Below are 20,968 nucleotides of genomic sequence, written 5' to 3'. Positions count from 1 at the left end.
AAACCGCGTCGCCGCGCTCGGCGAGCGTGGACGGCAAGTAGAGACGGTGGAACCCGAATGACCCTTGAGGAGACGCGGTCGGATGCGCTCCGGCTGCAGCGGCAACTGCCAGGCAGCAGCCACGGCCGTGTGCTGCAGCTGCTCGTCGCCGAGCCGGATCAGTCGCGCGCTGACCTGGCGCGCGCCGCCGGTTTCACGAAGGCGACCGTGTCGGCTCTCGTGATGGACATGATCGAAGACGGCCTCGTCGTCGAGACGCGTCGTCGAGCCGTCGACCGTCCGGGGCGACCCGCGGTCGAGCTCAACTTCGATTGGAGCGCGTGGCGGATCCTCGCGATGGACCTGTCTCCGGCGGAGGGCTTCACAGGCGCGGTGCTCGACCTGGCAGGCGGTGTTCATCACCGCGTTGCCGGGTTCGGCGGGCCGGTCAAGGGAGACGATGCGGTGCAGGCCGCGATCGACCTTGCGCACGAGCTGAGCGACACGGTCGATGTCGGGATCCTCGGCGTCGGCGTGAGCGCCCCCGGCACCGTCGATGCAGACGGTGTGATCCTCGAATCCCATAATCTGCGCTGGTCGCAGGTGCCGTTGCGAGACATCATGCTCCGCGAGCTGCAGCTCCCGGTGTGCGTCGAGAACGACGCCAACCTCGTCGCCCTCGCCGAGTACGCCCTCTCGCCGGAGCCGACCGATCTGATGGCGGTGAAGCTCGGGTACGGCGTCGGCGGCGGCATCGTCGCGAACGGGCAGCTCATCCACGGCTCCCGATTCACTGCCGGGGAGATCGGTCATATCGCCAGCGGTGATGACGCTGATGCTCCGTGCGTCTGCGGCCGCGTCGGATGCCTCGAGGCGACGCTGTCGCTTCCGCGGCTGCACCTGCGGCTCTCCGGAGCGCGTGATGCCGAGGAGCGAGCCGGGATTCTGGACGCCGCGGGTCGGATGCTGGGCAACGCCCTCGCTCCGGTTGTCGGCGCGCTGGGCATCGAAGCCCTCATCCTCACCGGGGTGAACGACGCGATCGCCGGACCGCTCCTGGCCGCGGCGCGCGAGGCCATGCGGCCCCGTCTGACCGATGACGCGTGGTCGTCGCTCGACATGCGGGTCGATGCGATGGGGGGCGACATCGTGTTGCGCGGGGCGCTGAGCCTGGTCACTGCGGGTGTGCTGGGCTTGCGAGTGCCCAATGATCGCATTTGATTGGTGTTGCGACAAAAAATCCATAAACTGTCACTAACCCGCTTGGCAGAAGGAGCACAGAAGTATGGTCGTAGACAGCAACCGCGGCGCGCACATGCGCGCGGAGCTCACCTCGCAGCCTGAGACCTGGGCGCGCGCCGCCGCGATGCGCGACGAGCAGGCTCTGCTTCCGGCATCCGGTGCCCGCATCGCCGTGGTCGGCTGCGGCACCTCGTGGTTCATGGCCCAGTCGTACGCCGCGCTGCGCGAGGCCGCCGGTCACGGCGAGACCGACGCGTTCACGGCATCCGAGTTCCCGTTCGGGCGCAGCTACGACGCGATCGTCGCGCTCACCCGCTCTGGAACGACCACCGAGGTGCTCGAGCTGACCGAGCGCGTCACGGGCGCGACTCCCGTCGTCGCCGTGGTCGGCGACACGACCTCGCCCCTGGTCGACCTGGCCGACACCGTGATCGGGCTGCCCTTCGCCGACGAGCAGTCGGTCGTGCAGACCCGCTTCGCCACCACCGCGCTCGCGCTCTTCCGCGCCTCGCTGGGTGAGAACCTCGACGGCGCGATCGCCGATGCGCAGGCCGTGCTCGACGGCAGCGACGATGCGGCGCTCGCCGAGGCCGACCAGTACAGCTTCCTCGGCATGGGCTGGGCCATGGGGCTCGCACACGAGGCCGCCCTCAAGATGCGCGAGTCGTCGCAGTCGTGGACCGAGTCGTACAGCTCGATGGAGTACCGCCACGGCCCGATCGCGATCGCCGCCCCCGGCCGCATCACCTGGCAGCTGGGTGCCGCGCCCGACGGCCTGCAGGCGCAGGTCGAGGCGACCGGCGCACGCTTCGTGCAGCACGCGATCGACCCGATGGCCGACCTCGTCCGGCTGCACCGCGTGGCCCTCGACCGTGCCGTCGCGAAGGGCCTCGACCCCGATCAGCCGCGCAACCTCACCCGCTCGGTGATCCTCGACGACTGACCCCTGCCCGAACCGACCACGGAGCACGCGCATGTCAGATGAGAGCGGCATCCCCGAGGTGATCAGCGACGAATCGGGCGAGCGACTCGCCCGCGCCGTGACGATCGGCGCCGGCGTGCCCGTGCTCGCCTTCGACGTCGGCGGAACCGACATCAAGTCGGCGCTGTTCGACGCCGACGGCACGGCGCTCGGACTGCGCCGCACGCCCACTCCGGCCGGCGGCGACGACAGCCCCGCGCGCCTGATCGACAGGCTCGCCGAGCTGTCGGATGAGCTGCGTGCACAGCATCCGGACGTCGTGCCGGAGGCCATCGGCCTCGTCGTGCCTGGCATCGTCGACCCCGAGCGCGGGATCGGCGTGTTCAGCAGCAACCTCGGCTGGCGCGACGCGCCGATGCGCGAGCTGATGTCCGCCCGATTCGGCATGCCCGTGGCCTTCGACCACGATGTGCGGATGGCCAGCTGGGCCGAGCACGTGCTGGGCGGCGCTCGCGACTACGCGAACGCGGTCGTGCTGATCATCGGCACCGGCATCGCGGGAGCCCTGCTCGTCGACGGACGCCCGTACACCGCCGGCGGCTACGCGGGCGAGATCGGTCACTCGCCGATCGGGGAATGGCCCTGCCCGTGCGGGGCACGCGGATGCCTCGAAGCCGTCGCCTCGGCCGGGGCGATCTCGCGCCGCTACACGGATGCCACCGGCGAGGTCGTCGACGGGGCGCGCGAGGTCATCGCCCGTGCCGCCGCCGGCGACGAGACGGCGGCGCGCATCTGGAACGACGCACTCGACGCGCTCACCATGTCGATCGCGCAGCTGACCGCGGTGATCGCGCCGCAGGCGGTGGTGATCGGCGGCGGGCTGTCGCGCGCCGGCGGCGCGCTCTTCGACGAGCTGCGCACCCGCCTCGCCGATCGCCTGAGCTTCCACCGCATCCCCGAACTCGTTCCCGCCGAGCTGTCGGGCAACGCGGGGATCCTCGGATCGGCGCTGCGCGCCAGGCAGGCGGCGAGCGCATGATCGTCACCGTCACGCCGAACCCGGCGCTCGACCTCACCTGGCACGTCGCGTCGCTCGCCGTCGGCGGCACGCACCGGGCGGATGCCGGGCAGGTGCGCGCCGGAGGCAAGGGCCTCAACGTCGCTCGTGTCGCGCACGCGCAGGGTGCGCCGGTGGTCGCGGTGACGACCACGGGCGGCGCGACCGGCGCGGAGTTCGCGTCTGAGCTCGCGTCGTCGGGCGTGCCTCACGTGCTGGTTCCGGTCGCCGGGGCGACGCGCCGCAGCGTCGCGCTGGTCGATGAGTCTCTCGGTGACACGACGGTGGTCAACGAGCGCGGCATCGCGCCGTCGGACCCGGAGTGGCAGGCGCTTCGGGATGCCGTCGCCGCTGCGCTCGCCGGACCGCATCCCGCCGGCCCCGCGCGGGTGCTGGTGATCTCGGGGAGCCTGCCTCCCGGCATCCCGGACGACGCGCTGCCCGGCCTGATCCGTCTGGGCCGCGACGCCGGCGTGACGGTGATCGCCGACACCTCGGGCCCGGCGCTGCTCGCGGCGGCGGATGCCGGGGCATCCGTTCTCAAGCCCAACGAGCACGAGCTGCGCGACGCGACCGGTCTCGACGACCCGATCGACGGCGCGCGCGAGCTGATCCGCCGCGGCGCCCGACTCGTGCTGCTCTCGCTCGGAGCCGACGGGATGCTGGCCGTCTCGGCCACGGCATCCGGCGGTCTCTCGGTGCTGCATGCCCGCCTCGGCGAGCCGCTGGCCGGAAACCCGACGGGGGCGGGGGATGCCGGTGTCGCGGCGTGCGCCGTGCTGATGGACGCCGGCGTTCACGACCCCGCGCAGATCCTGCGCCGCGCCACGGCCTGGTCGGCCGCAGCGGTGCTCATGCCGCTCGCCGGTTCGATCCATCCGTCCTGGACCGACCTCGAGGCCGCCCTCACGCTCACCGACCGCAACAACCCGAAGGAGATCCGATGACCCTCGCATCCGCACGCGAACTGATGCGCTCGGCCGCATCGGCCGGCACCGGCATCGGCGCGTTCAACGTGATCCACCTCGAGACGGCAGAGGCGCTCGTCTCGGCATCCGAGCGCGCCGGCCTGCCGGTCATCCTGCAGATCTCGCAGAACTGCGCCGACTACCACGGCGGCCTCGAGCCGATCGGCTGGGCCACGCTCGCCATCGCCCGTCGCGCCAAGACACCCGTCGCCGTGCACCTCGATCACGCCGAGCGCCCCGAGCTCGTCGACGAGGCCATCGAGCTCGGCTTCGGGTCTGTCATGTTCGACGGCGGCAAGCTCGAGTACGAGCAGAACGTCGAGATCACCGCAGACGTGGCATCGCGCGCCCGCGCCGCCGGCGTCTACATCGAGGCAGAGCTGGGCGAGGTCGGCGGCAAGGACGGCGCTCACGCCCCTGGGGTGCGCACCGACCCCGACGAGGCCCGCGCGTTCGTCGAGGCCACCGGCGTCGACTCGCTCGCAGTCGCTGTGGGGTCGTCGCACGCCATGCTCGACCGCTCGGCATCGCTCGACATCGACCTCATCGCCCGCCTCAAGAACGCCCTGCACGGCATCGGGCGCACCGGGGGTGACATCCCGCTCGTGCTGCACGGCTCGTCGGGCGTCTCAGACGACGTGATCGTGCAGGCCGTGCGCGCCGGCATGACGAAGATCAACGTCTCCACCCACCTGAACGGCTTCTTCACCCGGGCGATTCGCGAGACGCTGGCCGCCGACGAGAAGCTGGTCGACTCGCGCAAGTACCTGACGCCGGCGCGTGAGGCGGTCGCCGCGGAGGCGGCCCGCATGCTGCGCCTGTTCGCCCTCGTGGCGGACTGAGTGTCAGACTGAGCCCGACATGAAGCGCGCCGCCCGACTCACCGCCATCCTCGATCTGCTCGCCGCCCAGGGCGAGGTGAGCGTCGACGAGCTCGTCGAGCGCTTCGGAGCGTCGGCGGCCACCACCCGCCGCGACCTCGACAGCCTCGCCGAGCGCCGGCTGCTGACGCGAACGCACGGCGGAGCCGTCGCCCAGTCGGTCGCCTACGAGCTGCCCATCCGGTACCGCAGCCACCACGGCACGGGGGCGAAGGAGCAGATCGCGGCGGTCGCCGCTGCGCTCGTCGAGCCCGGGCAGGTCGTGGGGCTCTCGGGCGGCACCACCACCAACGCCATCGCCACCGCGCTCGCCGCTCGCGACGACCTCGCAGACCGCGGCCTCACGGTCGTCACCAACGCGGTCAACATCGCCGCGCAGCTGGCGATGCGCCCCGAGTTCAAGGTCGTCGTCACCGGCGGCGTGATCCACCGCCGGAGCTTCGAGCTCGTCGGCCCCTTCGTCGAGCAGCTGCTCGGCGGCATCCGGCTCGACATCGCCTTCATCGGCGTCAACGGCCTGTCTGGTGAGGCCGGCGGCAGCACGCACGACGAGGCCGAGGCCGCCGTCAACCGCATGATGGCCGAGCGCGCCGCGCGCGCTGTGATCGTCGCGGATGCTTCGAAGATCGGGCGCACGGCCTTCGCGCACGTCGGCGGCGCCGATCTCTTCCCGCTCGTGATCACCGACCCCGCCGCCACCGGCGACCAGCGCGCGTCGCTCGAGGGGGCAGGCTTCGAGGTGCGTACAGGCTGACCCGGTTGGTCGCGCCTCGCCTGTCAGGGCCGGCGCCCGGTTCGCGCGTTCACAACTCAGGAGAACCTGGCCGGATCCTGCCCTGCAGCGGCCGATGACGGGCAGATCCGGGTGTGCTTCCTGAATTGTGAACGGGCCGAGGCGCGTCGTCCGGCGCCTCAGGCAGCCCAGGTGGAACGGGCAGCGCGTGCAGGTCGCGCCGAAGCACCCGCACGCTGCCGACCGCGCCCTGCAGCACTCGGTGAGTCGACACGGGCCCGCCTTCACGGTGAGAAGATCGACGCCCTCCGGCGGTCGTCGCGCGGTAATCCTGCCTGACCAGCCCAGAGAAGAAGTCCAGCGGGCGCCATTCCGCTAATGATGCACGTCTGTGAGCCGCCTGGCAAGGGCCGTCCTGAAAGCTCGGCGCGACAGTAGCGTTCGGGCATGCACGCGTGCCAGTGGTCTCCCGTCGCGCTCTGTCGTGCGCGCGCCGGTGCAGCGGATGCCCTCGTCGTGGCGCGTCGGTGCGAACACGGCGGGAGCGGCAGATGAGCATCACGACGACGCCGGAGGCCCTCGCTCCGGCAGAGCAGCAGGCCCAGAAGAAGCGGCGCTGGTTCCGTCGCGGTCCGAAACCGGCGCGCGACCGCTACAACAAACGCGAGGCGATCGCCGGGTACCTCTTCATCACGCCGTGGATCATCGGGTTCCTGGTGTTCACCGCAGGCGCGATGATCTACAGCCTGTATATCTCGTTCAGCAACTACAACCTCGCCACGAACACCGCCCGACCGGTCGGCATCGACAACTACGCCGAGCTGTTCGACGACCCGCGCGTGATGGTGTCGCTCGGCAACACCCTGTTCTACGTCGTGATGGCCGTGCCGCTCGAGATCATCTTCGCGCTCGTGCTCGCGATGCTGCTCAACCGGGTGGGCCGCGGCGCCGGTGTCTTCCGCACCCTGTACTACCTGCCCAAGATGACCCCCGCGGTCGCGACGGCCGCCGTCTTCTTCCTGCTGCTGAACGGCAACACCGGCGTGATCAACGAGTTCCTGCGCCTCTTCGGCGTCGAGGGGCCGCAGTGGCTCGTCGACCCGGCGTGGGTCAAGCCCAGCATCGTGATCATGACACTGTGGACGGTCGCCGGAACCATGGTGATCTTCCTCGCGGCGCTGAAGAACGTGCCGACCGAGCTGTACGAGGTGGCATCGCTCGACGGCGCCGGCAGCGTGCGCAAGTTCTTCTCGATCACCCTGCCGATGATCTCGGGCGCCATGTTCTTCAACGTCATCGTGCTGTCGATCGCGGCGTTCCAGATCTTCGACCAGGCGTACCTGCTGTTCTGGCGGGATCAGAGCAACTCGTCACCAGAGGCGTCGCTGTTCTACGCGATCTACCTGTTCCAGCAGGCCTTCCGGCAGTTCAACTTCGGGTTCGCCGCGGCCATGGCCTGGCTGCTGTTCGTGATCATCATGGTCATCACCGTCATCCAGGTGAAGTTCGGCAACCGCTTCGTCTACTACGAGGGAGACCGCTGATGGCGACGTCGCTGCAGAATCTGCCCCGCCGAAGCGACGGCGAGCGGCCAGACCCGTCGACGGTCGTCAACACCGTGCCGAAGCGCTCGAAGTGGCGCCGCAGCATGAGCCAGCCGCGCAGCTTCGCCGCCCGGATCGTGCTGACGATCATCCTCGTCGGGTTCGGGCTGCTCTTCCTGTACCCGTTCGCGTGGCTGCTCGCGGCGAGCTTCAAGCCGCGCGGCGAGGTCTTCGACAACTCGCTCATCCCCAAGACGTTCGTCCCCGAGAACTACATCGAGGTGTGGAACCAGCTGCCGCTGATGAGCTGGCTCTGGAACAGCGTCGCGATCGCCCTGCTCGCGGCCACCGCGGTGGCCGTGTCGAGCTCGATCGTCGCCTTCGGCTTCGCGTACTTCAAGTTCCCCGGACGGGGGCTGCTGTTCGGCCTGGTGCTCGCGACCATGATGCTGCCCGGTGCCGTGACCATGATCCCGATCTACCTGATCTGGAAGGAGACCGGGCTGCTGGGCACCTGGGTGCCGCTGTGGGGCATGAACCTGTTCGGCTCGGCCTTCTACATCTTCCTGCAGCGCCAGTTCTATCTCGGACTGCCGCGCGAGCTGTTCGAGGCTGCGCGCCTCGACGGCGCGAGCTACTGGGGCCTGTTCTGGCGCATCGCGATGCCGCTGTCGGTGCCGTCGTTCGTGATCGTGTTCCTGTTCGAGTTCCAGGCCAGCTGGAACAACCTGTACTCCGCGCTCATCTACCTGAACGCCGGATCGGTCGACGAGTTCACCGCGCCGCTCGGCATCGCGTACGCCATGACCAAGTACAGCCCGACGGCCGGCGGCCACGGCGACTACCAGTACGTCATGGTCGCCTCGCTCATCGTCACGGTGCCGATGCTCATCCTGTTCGCGTTCGGGCAGCGGTACTTCATCGAAGGCGTCGCCACGCAGGGCCGGAAGGGCTGAACAGGGCCGGCGGATCACAGCATCCGGATGGGGAATCCGGGACGGGGAGAGAACCGCGGCGGAGCACAGCGACCGCCGCCAGACCGAGAGGGAAGAAGATGCACAAGCGCATTCTGGGAATCGCGGCGATCGTCGCGGCATCCGCTGTCGTGCTCACCGGCTGCGGAGGGGGTGGGGATGCCTCTGACATGGCCGACGAGGTCGACTGGGGCGCCAAGGCCACCGGCGACCTGAAGGCCTGGGGATTCGAGAACGCCGACGACGTCGGACAGTCGCGCATCGACTACGCCGCAGAGCAGCTGAAGGACGTCAAGGTCGACCTCGACGCGACGGCCTTCGACGCGCAGAAGTTCACCACCCGCCTCGCCGGCGGCAACGTGCCCGACGTCGTGCAGATGGACCGGCGGTACGTCACCACCTACGCGGCGCAGGGACTCATCATGCCCCTCGACGAATGCCTCGACGAGCAGGACGTGAAGCCGCGCGAGCACTGGTACCCGTTCGTCGTCGACGACGTCACCTACGACGACGAGATCTGGGCGGTGCCGCAGTTCTACCAGCCGCCGGCGATCATGCTGAACAAGAAGGTGCTCGACGAGGCGGGCGTGAAGGCCGAGGACTTCGACACCTCCAAGCCCGACGTGCTGCTCGAGGCGATCGGCAAGATCTATCAGGAAGAGGGCGGGGTGCCCAAGCGCCTCGGCTTCGACCCGCAGGCCACCGGCCAGAGCGGACTGTGGATCCTCGGGATGGGCGGGCAGCTCAACGACGAGAAGGGCGCACCGACCCTCGACGACGAGAGCAACATCGCCGGCATCGAGATGCTGAAGAAGATCACGGATGCCCAGGGCGGCTTCGCCGCGGTGAAGAGCTTCACCGACTCCTTCGACACGTTCGGCGACAACAACCAGTTCGTGGCCGAGCAGGTCGGCGGCCAGGTGAACGCGCAGTGGTACCCGAACGTGCTCTCGCCGTACATGGACAAGCTGCAGCTCGAGGCGGTGCCGTTCCGCGGAGCGGACGGTGAGCCGTTCTCGGTGGCATCCGGAACCGCGTTCGTCGTGCCGGCCGGGGCGAAGAACCCCGCCGCCGCGTGCGCATGGATGGTGAACCTCACGTCGGACGACGCGTGGGCGGCAGCGGGCGAGGCGCGTGGCGAGACCCGCAAGAAGGACGGCGGAGTGAACACCGGCCTCTTCACCGGCTCTCCCGCGGCCGACAAGGCGATCCGCGACAAGTGGGTGGTCGAGAGCGGCAACGCCGGATTCGACCAGGTGATCTCGACGTACTACGACGTGGTCGACTACGGCCAGTCGTTCGGGTCGTCGCCCGCTGGTCAGGAGATCCAGAACGAGCTCAACAACGCCATCACGGCGGCGCTGCTCGGCGACAAGTCGCCGGAGGACGCCCTGAAGGATGCCCAGAAGGCGGCGATGCGGGCGTACGAGAACATCGAGAAGTGACGTCGCGGTCCGCGACCTGAGGTCGCGGCGGACGCACCGGGATCCGGATGCCTGTGCTTCAGGCATCCGGATCCTGCGTCGTTCCAGGGGTGTCTGCGGCAGCGCGGGCCGAAGGACGAAGATTCAGCGGTCGCACGGGGCTTTCAGCAGCCCGTACCGAGGATCTCGGGCATCGACGGCTCTGCTCATGCAGAATCTGCGTGATTGCATCCGGGACGGCTCGGAATCTGCATAATCACAAGTGTGGGCGCTTTCTCGCGCCCACGAACAGCTGTCTCAGGAGGACGCAATGTCGCGGACGATCGTCGTCGGTGCCGGAATGGTCGGGCTCGCCACCGCCTGGCACCTGCAGGAGCGCGGGGTCGAGGTCACGGTCATCGATCGGGTCGGCGTGGGCGCCGGCTCATCGTGGGGCAACGCCGGGTGGCTGACGCCCGGCAAGACCATCCCGCTCGCCGACACGGGGCTGTGGACCTACGGGCCGAAGGCTCTGCTCGACCCGGATGCGGCTCTGCACGTGCCCTTCCGGGTGGATCCAGGTCTCTGGATGTTCCTCGGCCAGTTCGCGGCGCACGGCACGAACCGTGCGTGGGACAGGACGATGGCCGACCTCACGCCGATCGACAAGATCGCGCTGGAGTGCTTCGACGAGCTCCTCGACGGCGGCGTGAAGTCGTGGACCCGCGAGGGCCCGTTCGTGATCGGCTTCAAGCAGGAGGCCGATTCGAAGGGCTTCCTGCACGAGATCGAAGGCGTCGTGCGCCACGGTCAGGACGTGCCCTTCGAGCGGCTCGAGAACCCGCGCGAGCTCGCGCCGGTGCTGTCGGATGCCGTGACGCACGCCTACCGCCTCGACGGCCAGCGCTTCTTCGAGCCGGCGCCGTTCCTCGAGGCGCTCGGCGCCGCTGTGGTCGAGCGCGGTGCCGAGCTCATCACCGGCTACGAGGCCACCGATGTCTCATCGACCCGTCGCCCCGTGGTGACCATGTCGAACGGTCAGCGGCTCGAGGCTGACTCGGTCGTCATCGCCACCGGCGCCTGGATGCCCGCACTGGCGCGCAAGCTCGGTGTGCGCACGCGCGTGCAGGCCGGGCGCGGGTACTCGTTCACCGTCTCGACCGAGGTTCCGCAGGAGCATCCGGTGTACTTCCCGTCTCAGCGCATCGCGTGCACCCCGTACCAGGGCCGCTTCCGCATCGCCGGCACCATGGAGTTCCGCCGGCCGGACGAGCCGTTCCAGCCGAGACGCGTGCAGGCGATCATCGCGCAGGCGCGCGAGATGTTCACCGGGCTCGACCTCGACGACCGCCAGGACGAGTGGGTCGGCTCGCGCCCCGTCACGCCCGACGGACTGCCGCTGGTCGGCGCGACCCAGGCACCGAACGTGTACGTCGCCGGCGGCCACGGCATGTGGGGCATCGTGCTCGGGCCCGCGACGGGCAAGCTGCTCGCCGAGCAGATCACGACGGGCCGCATCGCCGAGGAGATCCGCCCCTTCAACCCGCTGCGCTAGCCCCGTCGGGTGCGGGGGCCGAGAGGTCGAAAAGGCACCGGTACGGGGGCTTGCGGTGCTTTTGTGACCTCTCGACCCGCGGCTCGACGGCGGCGCGGCGAGCGACTAGCCGAGCACGATCCGGTTCGAGTGGCCGTGCCCGTCGAGGTCGAACTCCAGCGTGAGCGGCGAGGTCGAGACGACGCGCGCCCCGGAGTCCGCCTCGATCACCGAGGTTCCGGCCGACGAGGGCAGCGTCACCCGTGCGACGGTCTGCGTGCGGCTCGGGTCCGAGAGCGCCACCGTCGTGCGACCGTCGGCCGTGCGCACGGCCAGCGAGCACGGCCCGGTCACCGAGAACCCGCCTGCCGAACCCGCCGCGAAGAAGTTCGCGAGGGTCAGCCCTGCACCTGCGACCGCGATCATCTGAGCGGTCGCGTTGTTCGCGACCACCGACACCGTCGGCGTCTCGGACTCGTCGAACGTCGCCGAGTGGTGCACGTTCGGCAGCACGACGTACGCGTATCCGCCACCAGAGGGGTCGGTGCCGTGGTGGTGCGTGATCGTGACGTAGTCGCGGGTCTTGACCTCGTCGGATCCCCCGGTGTCGGAGCCCGAGTTGATCGTCATCCAGTCGCCGCTGCGCCGCACGACCTGCACATCGATGTCGCCGCTGACGCCCTCGCCCTTCAGGAAGACGTATCCGCCGTGGCCGTCGATGTGCACGTTGCGGCGCACCTTCACCGCGGCGGCATCCGCGGCCAGCGACCGGTAGCGGTTGTCGGGCCGCAGCATCGGCACAGATCCTGCGGGGAACGACCGGTTCTCGATCGTGGTGAAGACGTCGAATCCGGATGCCGAGGTCACCCCGGCCCCGAGGCAGACCATCTTGTCGTCGAGGAAGAACCACGACTTGCGAGCGCTGAGCGTCTTGTTGTGGTTGAGGTGATCCATGCCCTGGATGCCCCAGCGGTCATCGAGCGCGAGTCCGCCGGCGAAGCGCTGGAATGCGCGGGGGATGCCGGTGCCGTCGGCTGCTCCGTTCTTGCGCGGCTCGGCGGTGACGGTCGTCCCCGGCAGGCGGTACGGGTCGACCGTCGGCCAGAAGTCAGCGCTGAACTGGGCCTGGTCTGCCGTGCTGTAGACGTAGGTGAGGCCGTCGCCCTGGTACCAGCCGAGGTTGTTCTCGCGGTTGCCCCATTCGTAGCGCCCGATGCGGTTCGACGAGATGTTGACGACGGCGCTGAAGTTCGGGCGGTGGTGCACCAGGCGGTCCTGGTCGCCGAAGGCCTTGGTGTACACCGGTGCCGGCGCCGCCTGCACGGCGTCGTCGCCCAGGATCGAGGTGACCGGCAGCGACTTCGCGACGGTCTGCGAGGGCAGGCCGTACTGCTTCTCGCTGCTGCGCTGCAGCCAGCCCTTCACGAGCGACAGGTAGCGCCCGCGGTAGGGATCGCCCGCACTCTGCGCGAGCAGCAGGATCGCCGTCATCGCGCCGGCTCCGTCGATGTAGTCCGGCGCCTTCTGGCGCGACACGGCGCGTCCGCGCACGGCATCCATCATCCGGCCGTTCCAGATGAACGGCGCGAAGGCGCCCTCGACGGCATCCAGGATCACCGACTTGTTCGGGTCGACGACGTCCCACTCGCTGCCGCCGAGCAGGCCGAGGATCTCGGCCAGGCCGCCCAGCGTCACGACGCCGTAGGTTCCGACGTAGGGCAGGTAGCTGTGCTGCACGAACGAGCCGTCGCGGTAGAAGCCGTCGCCGCTCGTGACGTAGCCGAACACGCTGTTGCGTCCGCCGCGCACGGTGTCGCTGAGGGCGTCGCGCGCGAGCGCGATCTCGTCGGGGCGGTTGTCGAGGATGCCGCGCAGCGCGCACGACAGCGACTTGTCGGTGCGGTTCGCGCCGGTCTCGGCGAAGCTCGTGCCGCGCCCGCGCCAGTTGGGGTTCGGGGTGAAGTAGCGGGCGGCCGCCATCAGCGCGGTGCGCACCTCGGCGGGGACGACGGCGTGCAGCAGGATGAGCGTGTCGGCGGCCTTGCGGGGAACGCCGATCTCCCAGAACCACCAGTTGCCGACGGCCGCGCGGCCGGCGATGTAGACGTCGGTGCTGAGGTAGGTGAGGGCAGCGACGAGGTCGGATGCCAGAGCCGGATCCTGATGCTGGCGGGTGCCGGCCGTGGAGTAGGCGAGGGCCAGGCTGAACAGGCGGTCGAAGGTGACGCCCATGTTGCCCGACAGCGTGGTTCCGGTGACCCCGGCGACGGGCAGGTCGGCCCAGACGCCCGGTGCGCCGATCGGGCGGACCATGGCGTTCCAGCTCGCGTCGGCGGCGTCGCTCATGCCGCTGAGCACGCTCGCGAGCTCTGGCACGGATGCGGCGCTGCCGTCGCCCGCGAGCATGACGCGGCGCTTCTCGATGAGAGCGGCGAGGGGATCTGAGGTCGCCCCGAACGCGCCGGTCGCGGAGCCTGCGGTCATCGTGACGAGGGCTCCGGCACCGAGCAACGCGAGGAAGGAACGGCGGTCTACTTCGAGGGGGGACATCATCGGCCTCCTGAGGGGTGGGAAGTGCTCCCAAGGTAAACGCTTGCCCGCACTATGTAAAGAGGGTGAACGAATTAACGTCAGCCTTCGGGGGTCACGCCGCTGCGGTTCAGAAGCCGGTCATCAGGTCATCGAGAAGTCGTAGCGTGCGGGCACGGGGCGATCGGGGAACGCCTGTCGCCACAGCTCCGACATGCTCAGCTCGCCCTCGCGGATGTCGGGCACGTCGATCTCGTCTTCCAGCATCCGTCCCGCCTCGGCCCTGTCTCCGGATGCCAGCGCCGCGCGCACCGCGAGCACCCGGAACCGGCCTCGTTCGCGCAGCTCGTCGGGCAGCGAGACGACGAGACGCGATGCCTCATCGGCCCGCCCCGCGGCCAGCAGCGCGTCACCGAGTTCGAGCGCGAGAGGGGCGAGGCCCTCAGCCAGCGCGAGGGCGTCGGAGAGGTGGGCGACACCGGCATCCGGATCCCCGCTCGCCATCTCGACCAGACCCAGCCCGCGCAGCGCCCATGCCGAGCGATGCGACCGCAGCGATGCCTCGTAGTGGGCCGTCGCTCCCGCCAGGTCGCCGCGAGCGTGCGCCATCACCGCGCGGTGATAGTGCGTCAGCCAGCTCGCCGGCGCCTCGGCGAGCAGCCGCTCCCACAGTGCCCCGGCGACGTAGCTCGCGGGCGGGACGGTCACGTCGGCATCCGCGTCGGCATCCGGTGCCTCACCGTGCAGCAGAGCTCGCCAGTACCCGGCGTCCTCGCCCGCTGACGGATCGAAGCGCACCCCCGGCAGGCTCTCGAACGCCGCGTCGTACCGCTCGGCGAGCATCGCCTCGAGCGCGCCCCACGGCGACCCGACGTTCAGCAGCTCGCCGGGTTCGAAGTCGGCAACGGCCTCCAGGCGCGAGGCATCCGCGGCATCCGCCGCCCGCCCGATCTCGGCGCCGACCGCCTCGACGGCCGACGGCCAGTCGGCAGACGAGACGCCGTCGACCTGCACCGGCAGGAACGTCTCGGTCCACTCCCACGTCGCACCTGCGGGCATCCGCAGATGCTCGTACTGCGTCGTCGCGAGGCCGCCCTGGACCTCGAAGTACGAGCCGGTCTCGCCGCCCAGCCAGTGCTGCCAGTGCCTGCCGCCCGTCGTGTCGCCCCACACGAACAGCTTGCGGCCGGCCAGACGCGGCGACGAGACGTGACCGAGCCCCGAGCCGTCGGGCTCGAGCGCCGCGATCCACGGCGTCTGCGAGCCGTCGAGCGCGTAGAACCAGTCGGCAGCCGCCTGCGCCTCGGCCGGGCGACTCACGTCGGGCGACGCGACGTCGACCTGCGCGAGCGTGCCGTCGTACTGCGTCTGATACGCGTGCGTCGCCGGAGCGAAGACGCGCGAGCCCTCGGTCTGCGCGACTGCGATGTTGGTCCACCAGTACATGCCCGTCTCGGCGGCGTGAGGATTGCGCACCGTCACGCGCACGTGCAGCGCCGCCACGGTCGAGTCGAGCGTCGCGTCGATCTGCACGATCAGTCCTCGTACGCGCTCGTACTCCCACATGCGCAGCACCGGCTCGCCGTCGGGCGCGGTGATCGATGCGGCGTACAGCGGCGCGCAGGTCAGCGGCCAGTGCCCTCGCATGCCGATGTTCCACTCGACTCCGCCCGAGAACCACGCGTTGCGCAGCCCGAGGTTGGCCGGCTGGAAGATCTCGTTGCGGTAGACGAGGTCCCGGCCGCTCGCCTTGTCGAGCAGACGAACGAGCCGGCCGCCGAGGTCGAGCGCGAACTCGGCCCTCATCAGGTCGTTCTCGAGCACGGCGAGACGCATCGGTGCGGCCGTCCGCTCGCGGGTGTACTGATCCTGCAGCAGATAGGGATGGATGCTGGCGACCTGGCCGTACCGGATGTTCTCGGCGATGGCATCCGGAAGCCCGACGGTCGACGCCTCGTACGGCGCCTGCGGCATCGCCGCGACGGCCGGCAGCGGGTTCGGGGCGCCGACCGGCGCCGAAGGGAGGGTGACCGAGGTGAGCGTCAGCGTGGCAGTCATGATGTCGCTCACGCTAGGGCATGCGGGGTCGGTCGTGCACGGTCTCGCGGCCCGACCGACCCCGCGTGCTCACCGCGGCGCTGCGTCAGAGCGTGTGCGTGTCGATGACGAAGCGGTAGCGGACGTCGGCCGAGAGCACACGCTCCCACGCCTCGTTGATGCCCTCGGCCGCGACCGTCTCGGTCTCGGGCATGATGCCGTGCTCGGCGCAGAACGCGAGCATCTCCTCGATCTCCGAGATGCTGCCCGTGGTCGACCCGGCCAGCGATCGGCGACGCGGGATCAGCGAGAACGCCGGCACGCGGAACGGCTCGGTCGGCGCGCCGACGTTCACCAGGGTTCCGTCTACGTCGAGAAGCCGCAGATAGGCGGCGATGTCGAGCTCGGCCGAGACCGTGTTGAGGATCAGATCGAAGCTGTCGCGCAGTTCGCGCATCGCCGCCGAGTCGGTCGTGTCGACGTACCGTGCCGCACCGAAGCCGAGCGCGTCATCGCGCTTCTTGGTTCCGCGCGAGAGCACGGTGACCTCGGCGCCCAGAGCCACCGCGATCTTCACGCCCATGTGCCCGAGGCCGCCCATGCCGACGACCGCGACACGTGTGCCGGGGCCCGCCTTCCAGTGCTGCAGCGGCGAGTAGAGCGTGATGCCCGCGCACAGCAGCGGCGCAGTGCGCTCGGGGTCGAGCCCCTCGGGGATCGCGACGACGTAGTTCTCATCGGTGACGACAGCCTGCGAGTAGCCGCCCTGGGTGATGGTGCCATCGGCCGGATCGACCGAGGCGTACGTCTGGGTGTTGCCGTTCAGGCAGTACTGGTCGTTGCCCTGCTCGCACTGCGCGCACGTGCGGCACGAGTTCGACTGGCATCCGACGCCGACGAGGTCTCCGACCCTGTGGCGCGTGACGGATGCGCCCACCTCGGCGACGCGCCCGACGATCTCGTGGCCGACCACCTGCGGGTACTGGATCGGACCCCAGTCGCCGCGGATGGTGTGGATGTCGGAGTGGCAGATGCCGGCGTAGTCGATGTCGATGCGCACGTCGTGCGGGCCGACGTCGCGACGCTCGATGGTCAGTGGCTCCAGGGGTGCGGTGGCGCTGGTGGCGCCGTACGCCTTCACGGTGGTGGTCATTCGCTCTCCTCGTTCATGTCGCCGAGACCGGCGCTTCTCGCCGAGACCTGCAGTAGCAACTGTAGGTCTCGGCGAGAGGTGCGGGCCTCGTCGCGGGAGACGAGATGCCGGGCGGGTCAGCCGCGCAGGTCGCGGCGCGACAGGGCGAGGGCGGATGCCAGTGCCAGCACGATCGCGATGCCCCACACCAGCAGCAGGCCGCCCGCGTCGACGCCGTCCTTCAACGGCGGCTGGTGGTAGACCCACGCATACGGCGAGAGGGCGTTCAGCCACTCGAGGTCGGCGGACTGCTTCGCCACCGCCTGGAACGCGTAGCCGAGCACGGCGACCGCCGCCGCGACGCCGGTGGCCCAGGCCCTGCGGCCGGTCAGGGCGCCCGCGAGGAGTCCTGCCGTCGCGCTGAGGAAAGCGAGTCCGGTGAGGGCCAGCGAGGTTCCGACGATGTGCGGAGGATGGATGCCCAGCTCCGCAGGGCCGTTCAACGCGAGCACGATCGCTCCCGAGAAGGCGCCGAGCCACAGCATCCGCACGAGCACCGCGAGCGCCGATTCGATCGCGTACTGCGCGCGGCCGATGCCGTGGGCCAGGTCGAGCTCGAGGCGGCCCGACTCCTCGGCCCCCGCGATCGCGGCCGAGCCCCACAGCACCGCGGCGATGGTCAGCAGCAGAAAGCCCATCAGGCCGAAGAACGTGCTCTGCGCGTAGCCGGCCCCGGTCGCGATCTGGTCGTAGCCGATCGTGTCGACGAGCTGTTTCGGCAGCGCCTCGATGACGCTGTCGAGCTGCCCGTTCGCCCCGAAGCTCGGGTACAGCGGCAGATACAGGAACAGCACGGCGGCGATGCCGAGGCTCCAGCCGACCAGGCTGCGCCACGACTCGCGGATGCTGCGCCGGAACACCGGCAGCACGGCGCTCATCGCGCACCTCCCTCGGTGCGAGCGGCCGGGCCGTAGAGGCGCAGCACGCTCTCCTCCAGGTCGGGCTCCTCGATCGTCAGGTCGCGCACCGTCTCCTGCGCGAGCGCCTTCACGAACGGGTCGATACCGCCCTCGACGGTGGCGGTCAGGTGCAGCGCCTCACCGTGCGCGGCCACCTCGAGCTCTGTCACGCCCGGGATGCCCGTGAAGCGGCGGTGCAGGGCATCCGGATCCTGCGCATCGAGCGCGACCCGCACCCGCCGCACCGACCCGAGGCGCAGCGACGCGACGTCGCCCTGGGCGACGATGCGCCCGGCGGCCAGAACGGCCACCTCGTCGGCGGTCTGCTGGATCTCGCTGAGCACGTGCGAGCTGAGCAGCACCGTCTGCCCCGCCTCGCGCGCCTCTCGCACCATGGTGAGGAACTCGCGCTGCACGAGCGGGTCGAGTCCGCTGGTCGGCTCGTCGAGGATCAGCAGCTCGGGGCGGTGCATGAACGCCTGGATCAGCCCGATCTTCTGCTTGTTGCCCTTCGACAGGCTGCGCACGGGGCGCGAGAGGTCGACGCCGAGGCGCTCGGCCAGCTCGGCCGTGTACGCCCTGGAGACCGGGCCGGAGGTCTCGGAGTAGAACGACAGCATCCGGTGCCCCGTCACCCGTCCTTCCAGACGCAGCTCGCCAGGGACGAAGCCGATGCGCCGGCGCAGGCGGGCGCCGCCGTGCCGCGGGTCCTCCCCGAGCACGCGCACCTGGCCCGAGGTGGGCCGGATGATGTCGACGAGGGTGCGGAGCGTGGTGGTCTTTCCGGCGCCGTTCGGCCCGATCAGGCCGTAGATCGTGCCCGGACGCACGTGCAGGTCGAGGTCGTGCACGGCGGTGCGATGGCCGTAGCGCTTGTGCAGCCCGGTGATGTCGATGGCGGAACTCATGATGCCCCTCCTTCGGTGGGGTGGTCGGTTCGCGGCGCGGCCTCCGGCGCCGTCTCGGATGCCACGGCCTGGCGCGCCCCGTCGAGGAATGCGGTGCTCGAGTAGATGCCGTGGGTGAGCAGCTCGAGGGTGGGGAGGGTGGTGCGCAGCATGCCTGCGGGGCTGAGCTGGTCGTGCCCGAGCACGCGTCCGACCTGTGCGCGCATCATCAGGGGCGCGAGGCCCATCATCGCGACCAGCAGGGTGGTCATCTCGGGATCGCTCATCTCGACGAGCAGCCCCGCCGCGCGCTGCTCGTCGAGCACGTCGCGGGTGACGCGGATGATCTCGTCGAACAGCCGGTCGGCGGCGGGTGTGCTGTCGCCGAGCATGCGGCCGAGGTAGTCGACGTAGGGCCCGTAGCGTTCGACGTCGTTCAGCGCCGCGCGGATGCGGTCGGCTGTCGGCGCCTCGATAAGCTCGTGCTTGTCGTCGATGAACGCCGCCACGACGTAGTCGTCGCATGCTGTGCGCAGCGCGTTCTTGTCGCCGAAGTGGTGCACGATCAGGGCGGCGCTGACGCCCGCGTCCTTCGCGATCGCGCGCATGCTTACGGCGTCGAATCCGTCGCGGGCGAAGGCGCGGATAGCGGCCTCGCGGATGCGGGCTCGGGCCGTGAGGTCATCAGAGGCTGAACGCATGTACAGCAGACTAAACAGATGTTCAGTCGCGGTCAAGCGGTGGCGGTGCGGGCCGAAGCTCAGGGCGCGAGGGGGCCCCTCGCCGCGACGGATAGTGTGAGCAGATGGCCTTCGATTTCAGCGCTCTGCGGCGGTTTCCCGATGTCGAAGCGCCGAACCTGCAGGCCTGGGATGCCACCGACGAGCTGCTCGTGCAGCGGGCGCTCGACATGGGCATCGCCGGCGACGCGATCGCCGTCATCGGCGACGAGTACGGTGCGATCTCGCTCGCGCTGACGGATGCCGGACTGCAGGGCATCCGCGTGCATCAGGACCTCGTCACCGGCCGGCGCGCGCTCGCCGCCAACGCCCGCGCGCTCGGTCTCGCCCTGCCCGCGGCCCACGAGCTCGACAGCTCGCTGCTCACGGGTGCGCGCCTCGTGCTTCTGCAGCTTCCGAAGGGCCTCGCCGAGCTCGAAGAGGTCGCCGATGTCGTCGCCCGCTGGGCGGCACCTGACGTCACGCTCGTCGCCGGCGGGCGGGTGAAGCACATGGCCCTCACGCAGAACGAGGTGCTCGCGCGGTACTTCGCCCACGTGCAGCCGCAGCGCGCGGAGCGCAAGTCGCGGCTGATCGTGGCATCCGGTGCCCTGCCCGTGCCCGACCGGCCGCCGTTCCCCGTCACCCGGCAGCACGACGGACTGACCCTGAGCGCCTATGGCGGGGCCTTCGCGGGCGCCCGTCTCGACATCGGCACGCGGGTTCTGATCGATGTCATGTCGACTCTCGCGCCGCCGGCACCGGCCGAACTCCGGAGATCCGAGCCGTTTCAGCCGACGGATGCCCCGATCGGCGGCATTCCCGCAGAATTCTCCGGAGTTGTGACGCCGCCCCCGCTGAGAGTCGTCGACCTCGGCTGCGGAACGGGCGCGCTCGCGGTGGCTTTCGCGCAGCGGCATCCGGATGCCGTGATCACCGCCACCGATCGATCGGCGTCTGCGGCGCGCTCGGCGCAGGCGACCGTCGTCGCGAACGGACTGGCGGGGCGCATCACGGTCACCCTCGACGACGCCGGGTCGGAGCTGCCGGACGGCTCGGCCGACCTCGTGCTGCTGAACCCGCCGTTCCACCTCGGTGCGACCGTGCACGAGGGGGCGGGCCAGCGGCTGATCCAGGCCGCGGCGCGGCTGCTGCGACCCGGCGGCGAGGTGTGGACGGTGTTCAACTCGCACCTCGATCATCGGGGTGTGCTGACCCGCGACGTCGGGCCGACCGAGCAGGTCGCTCGCACTCCGAAGTTCACCGTCACGCGCAGCGTCAGGCGGGGCTGACCGGCCGCGTTCGAATCGCTCGATCTGCAGGTTCTCGTACCTGAGAACCGCAAGTTGAGCGATTCGAACTGAGGGGAAGAACCCCCGGTGGGGCGGCGAATCCACGACCCAGATTTGCCACCGGATCAGCCATTCGTTAGCGTGGACAGGTGGCCGAGAGGTCACCATGACCAGTC

At 70.0% G+C, this 20,968-nt stretch carries 17 protein-coding genes; 11 read left to right on the top strand and 6 right to left on the bottom strand.

Features of this window, described 5'->3' with window-relative positions:
* The first annotated feature begins 57 nt into the window (after window positions 1-57).
* The 10 genes from AB0N59_RS03570 to AB0N59_RS03525 all read left to right on the top strand — a co-directional run bounded on the left by AB0N59_RS03570 (window position 58) and on the right by AB0N59_RS03525 (window position 11,258).
* Window positions 58-1,200, top strand: coding sequence for an ROK family transcriptional regulator (locus AB0N59_RS03570; protein WP_363478824.1), 1,143 nt, complete (start codon window positions 58-60; stop codon window positions 1,198-1,200).
* Window positions 1,201-1,264: 64 nt separating this feature from the next.
* Window positions 1,265-2,164: a sugar isomerase gene (locus AB0N59_RS03565; RefSeq protein WP_363478821.1), complete on the top strand. Its 900-nt coding sequence runs from the start codon at window positions 1,265-1,267 to the stop codon at window positions 2,162-2,164.
* Window positions 2,165-2,195: 31 nt separating this feature from the next.
* Window positions 2,196-3,182: an ROK family protein gene (locus AB0N59_RS03560; RefSeq protein ID WP_363478818.1), complete on the top strand. Its 987-nt coding sequence runs from the start codon at window positions 2,196-2,198 to the stop codon at window positions 3,180-3,182.
* Window positions 3,179-4,147: a 1-phosphofructokinase family hexose kinase gene (locus AB0N59_RS03555; RefSeq protein WP_363478815.1), complete on the top strand. Its 969-nt coding sequence runs from the start codon at window positions 3,179-3,181 to the stop codon at window positions 4,145-4,147. The genes AB0N59_RS03560 and AB0N59_RS03555 overlap by 4 nt, the downstream gene beginning before the upstream one ends.
* Window positions 4,144-5,010: a class II fructose-bisphosphate aldolase gene (locus AB0N59_RS03550; protein ID WP_363478812.1), complete on the top strand. Its 867-nt coding sequence runs from the start codon at window positions 4,144-4,146 to the stop codon at window positions 5,008-5,010. Before AB0N59_RS03555 ends, AB0N59_RS03550 begins: the two co-directional genes overlap by 4 nt.
* Window positions 5,011-5,029: 19 nt before the next feature.
* Window positions 5,030-5,803, top strand: coding sequence for a DeoR/GlpR family DNA-binding transcription regulator (locus tag AB0N59_RS03545; protein ID WP_363478810.1), 774 nt, complete (start codon window positions 5,030-5,032; stop codon window positions 5,801-5,803).
* A 530-nt stretch (window positions 5,804-6,333) separates the two neighbouring features.
* Window positions 6,334-7,326: a sugar ABC transporter permease gene (locus AB0N59_RS03540; protein WP_363478807.1), complete on the top strand. Its 993-nt coding sequence runs from the start codon at window positions 6,334-6,336 to the stop codon at window positions 7,324-7,326.
* Window positions 7,326-8,282 (top strand): carbohydrate ABC transporter permease, encoded by a 957-nt coding sequence (locus AB0N59_RS03535; RefSeq protein ID WP_363478804.1) that lies wholly within the window; start codon window positions 7,326-7,328, stop codon window positions 8,280-8,282. The genes AB0N59_RS03540 and AB0N59_RS03535 overlap by 1 nt, the downstream gene beginning before the upstream one ends.
* Before the next feature lie 98 nt (window positions 8,283-8,380).
* On the top strand, window positions 8,381-9,745 hold the full coding sequence (locus AB0N59_RS03530; RefSeq protein ID WP_363478801.1) for an extracellular solute-binding protein: 1,365 nt from the start codon (window positions 8,381-8,383) through the stop codon (window positions 9,743-9,745).
* 289 nt (window positions 9,746-10,034) lie between these two features.
* Entirely contained in the window at window positions 10,035-11,258 is a 1,224-nt protein-coding gene (locus AB0N59_RS03525; protein WP_363478798.1) for an FAD-binding oxidoreductase, read from the top strand.
* A gap of 105 nt (window positions 11,259-11,363) precedes the next feature.
* Here the strand turns inward: AB0N59_RS03525 and AB0N59_RS03520 are convergent, their stop codons facing one another.
* From AB0N59_RS03520 to AB0N59_RS03495, 6 genes are all read right to left on the bottom strand, one after another.
* Complete coding sequence (locus tag AB0N59_RS03520) at window positions 11,364-13,787, bottom strand: polysaccharide lyase 8 family protein (protein ID WP_363478795.1); 2,424 nt, start codon at window positions 13,785-13,787, stop codon at window positions 11,364-11,366.
* Between the two features lie 123 nt (window positions 13,788-13,910).
* Window positions 13,911-15,824 carry a DUF5107 domain-containing protein gene (locus AB0N59_RS03515; RefSeq protein WP_363478792.1) on the bottom strand — a complete coding sequence of 638 codons (1,914 nt, stop codon included), beginning with the start codon at window positions 15,822-15,824 and terminating at the stop codon, window positions 13,911-13,913.
* Window positions 15,825-15,909: 85 nt separating this feature from the next.
* Window positions 15,910-16,956 (bottom strand): NAD(P)-dependent alcohol dehydrogenase, encoded by a 1,047-nt coding sequence (locus AB0N59_RS03510; RefSeq protein WP_363478790.1) that lies wholly within the window; start codon window positions 16,954-16,956, stop codon window positions 15,910-15,912.
* A 116-nt stretch (window positions 16,957-17,072) separates the two neighbouring features.
* The gene (locus tag AB0N59_RS03505; protein WP_363478787.1) at window positions 17,073-17,873 is read right to left on the bottom strand and encodes an ABC transporter permease subunit; all 801 of its coding nucleotides are present in this window, start codon (window positions 17,871-17,873) and stop codon (window positions 17,073-17,075) included.
* Window positions 17,870-18,802 carry an ABC transporter ATP-binding protein gene (locus AB0N59_RS03500; RefSeq protein WP_363478785.1) on the bottom strand — a complete coding sequence of 311 codons (933 nt, stop codon included), beginning with the start codon at window positions 18,800-18,802 and terminating at the stop codon, window positions 17,870-17,872. Before AB0N59_RS03500 ends, AB0N59_RS03505 begins: the two co-directional genes overlap by 4 nt.
* On the bottom strand, window positions 18,799-19,482 hold the full coding sequence (locus AB0N59_RS03495; protein WP_363478782.1) for a TetR family transcriptional regulator: 684 nt from the start codon (window positions 19,480-19,482) through the stop codon (window positions 18,799-18,801). The genes AB0N59_RS03500 and AB0N59_RS03495 overlap by 4 nt, the downstream gene beginning before the upstream one ends.
* 104 nt (window positions 19,483-19,586) lie before the next feature.
* Between AB0N59_RS03495 and AB0N59_RS03490 the strand changes: the two genes are divergently transcribed.
* Window positions 19,587-20,792: a methyltransferase gene (locus AB0N59_RS03490; protein WP_363478779.1), complete on the top strand. Its 1,206-nt coding sequence runs from the start codon at window positions 19,587-19,589 to the stop codon at window positions 20,790-20,792.
* Window positions 20,793-20,968: the final 176 nt, after the last annotated feature.

It is taken from the genome of Microbacterium sp. NPDC089321, assembly GCF_040684935.1.
In the GTDB taxonomy this organism is placed as follows: domain Bacteria; phylum Actinomycetota; class Actinomycetes; order Actinomycetales; family Microbacteriaceae; genus Microbacterium.
The sequence above is the reverse complement of the archived record's forward strand: the minus strand, read 5'-3'. Positions and strand labels throughout refer to the sequence as shown.

Coding starts and splice junctions, on each gene's coding strand:
- AB0N59_RS03530 (WP_363478801.1), top strand. CDS start 8,381: ATGCACAAGCGCATTCTGGGAATCGCGGCGATCGTCGCGGCATCCGCT.
- AB0N59_RS03555 (WP_363478815.1), top strand. CDS start 3,179: ATGATCGTCACCGTCACGCCGAACCCGGCGCTCGACCTCACCTGGCAC.
- AB0N59_RS03515 (WP_363478792.1), bottom strand. CDS start 15,824: ATGACTGCCACGCTGACGCTCACCTCGGTCACCCTCCCTTCGGCGCCG.
- AB0N59_RS03495 (WP_363478782.1), bottom strand. CDS start 19,482: ATGCGTTCAGCCTCTGATGACCTCACGGCCCGAGCCCGCATCCGCGAG.
- AB0N59_RS03525 (WP_363478798.1), top strand. CDS start 10,035: ATGTCGCGGACGATCGTCGTCGGTGCCGGAATGGTCGGGCTCGCCACC.
- AB0N59_RS03510 (WP_363478790.1), bottom strand. CDS start 16,956: ATGACCACCACCGTGAAGGCGTACGGCGCCACCAGCGCCACCGCACCC.
- AB0N59_RS03535 (WP_363478804.1), top strand. CDS start 7,326: ATGGCGACGTCGCTGCAGAATCTGCCCCGCCGAAGCGACGGCGAGCGG.
- AB0N59_RS03505 (WP_363478787.1), bottom strand. CDS start 17,873: ATGAGCGCCGTGCTGCCGGTGTTCCGGCGCAGCATCCGCGAGTCGTGG.
- AB0N59_RS03545 (WP_363478810.1), top strand. CDS start 5,030: ATGAAGCGCGCCGCCCGACTCACCGCCATCCTCGATCTGCTCGCCGCC.
- AB0N59_RS03540 (WP_363478807.1), top strand. CDS start 6,334: ATGAGCATCACGACGACGCCGGAGGCCCTCGCTCCGGCAGAGCAGCAG.
- AB0N59_RS03500 (WP_363478785.1), bottom strand. CDS start 18,802: ATGAGTTCCGCCATCGACATCACCGGGCTGCACAAGCGCTACGGCCAT.
- AB0N59_RS03565 (WP_363478821.1), top strand. CDS start 1,265: ATGGTCGTAGACAGCAACCGCGGCGCGCACATGCGCGCGGAGCTCACC.
- AB0N59_RS03570 (WP_363478824.1), top strand. CDS start 58: ATGACCCTTGAGGAGACGCGGTCGGATGCGCTCCGGCTGCAGCGGCAA.
- AB0N59_RS03520 (WP_363478795.1), bottom strand. CDS start 13,787: ATGTCCCCCCTCGAAGTAGACCGCCGTTCCTTCCTCGCGTTGCTCGGT.
- AB0N59_RS03490 (WP_363478779.1), top strand. CDS start 19,587: ATGGCCTTCGATTTCAGCGCTCTGCGGCGGTTTCCCGATGTCGAAGCG.
- AB0N59_RS03560 (WP_363478818.1), top strand. CDS start 2,196: ATGTCAGATGAGAGCGGCATCCCCGAGGTGATCAGCGACGAATCGGGC.
- AB0N59_RS03550 (WP_363478812.1), top strand. CDS start 4,144: ATGACCCTCGCATCCGCACGCGAACTGATGCGCTCGGCCGCATCGGCC.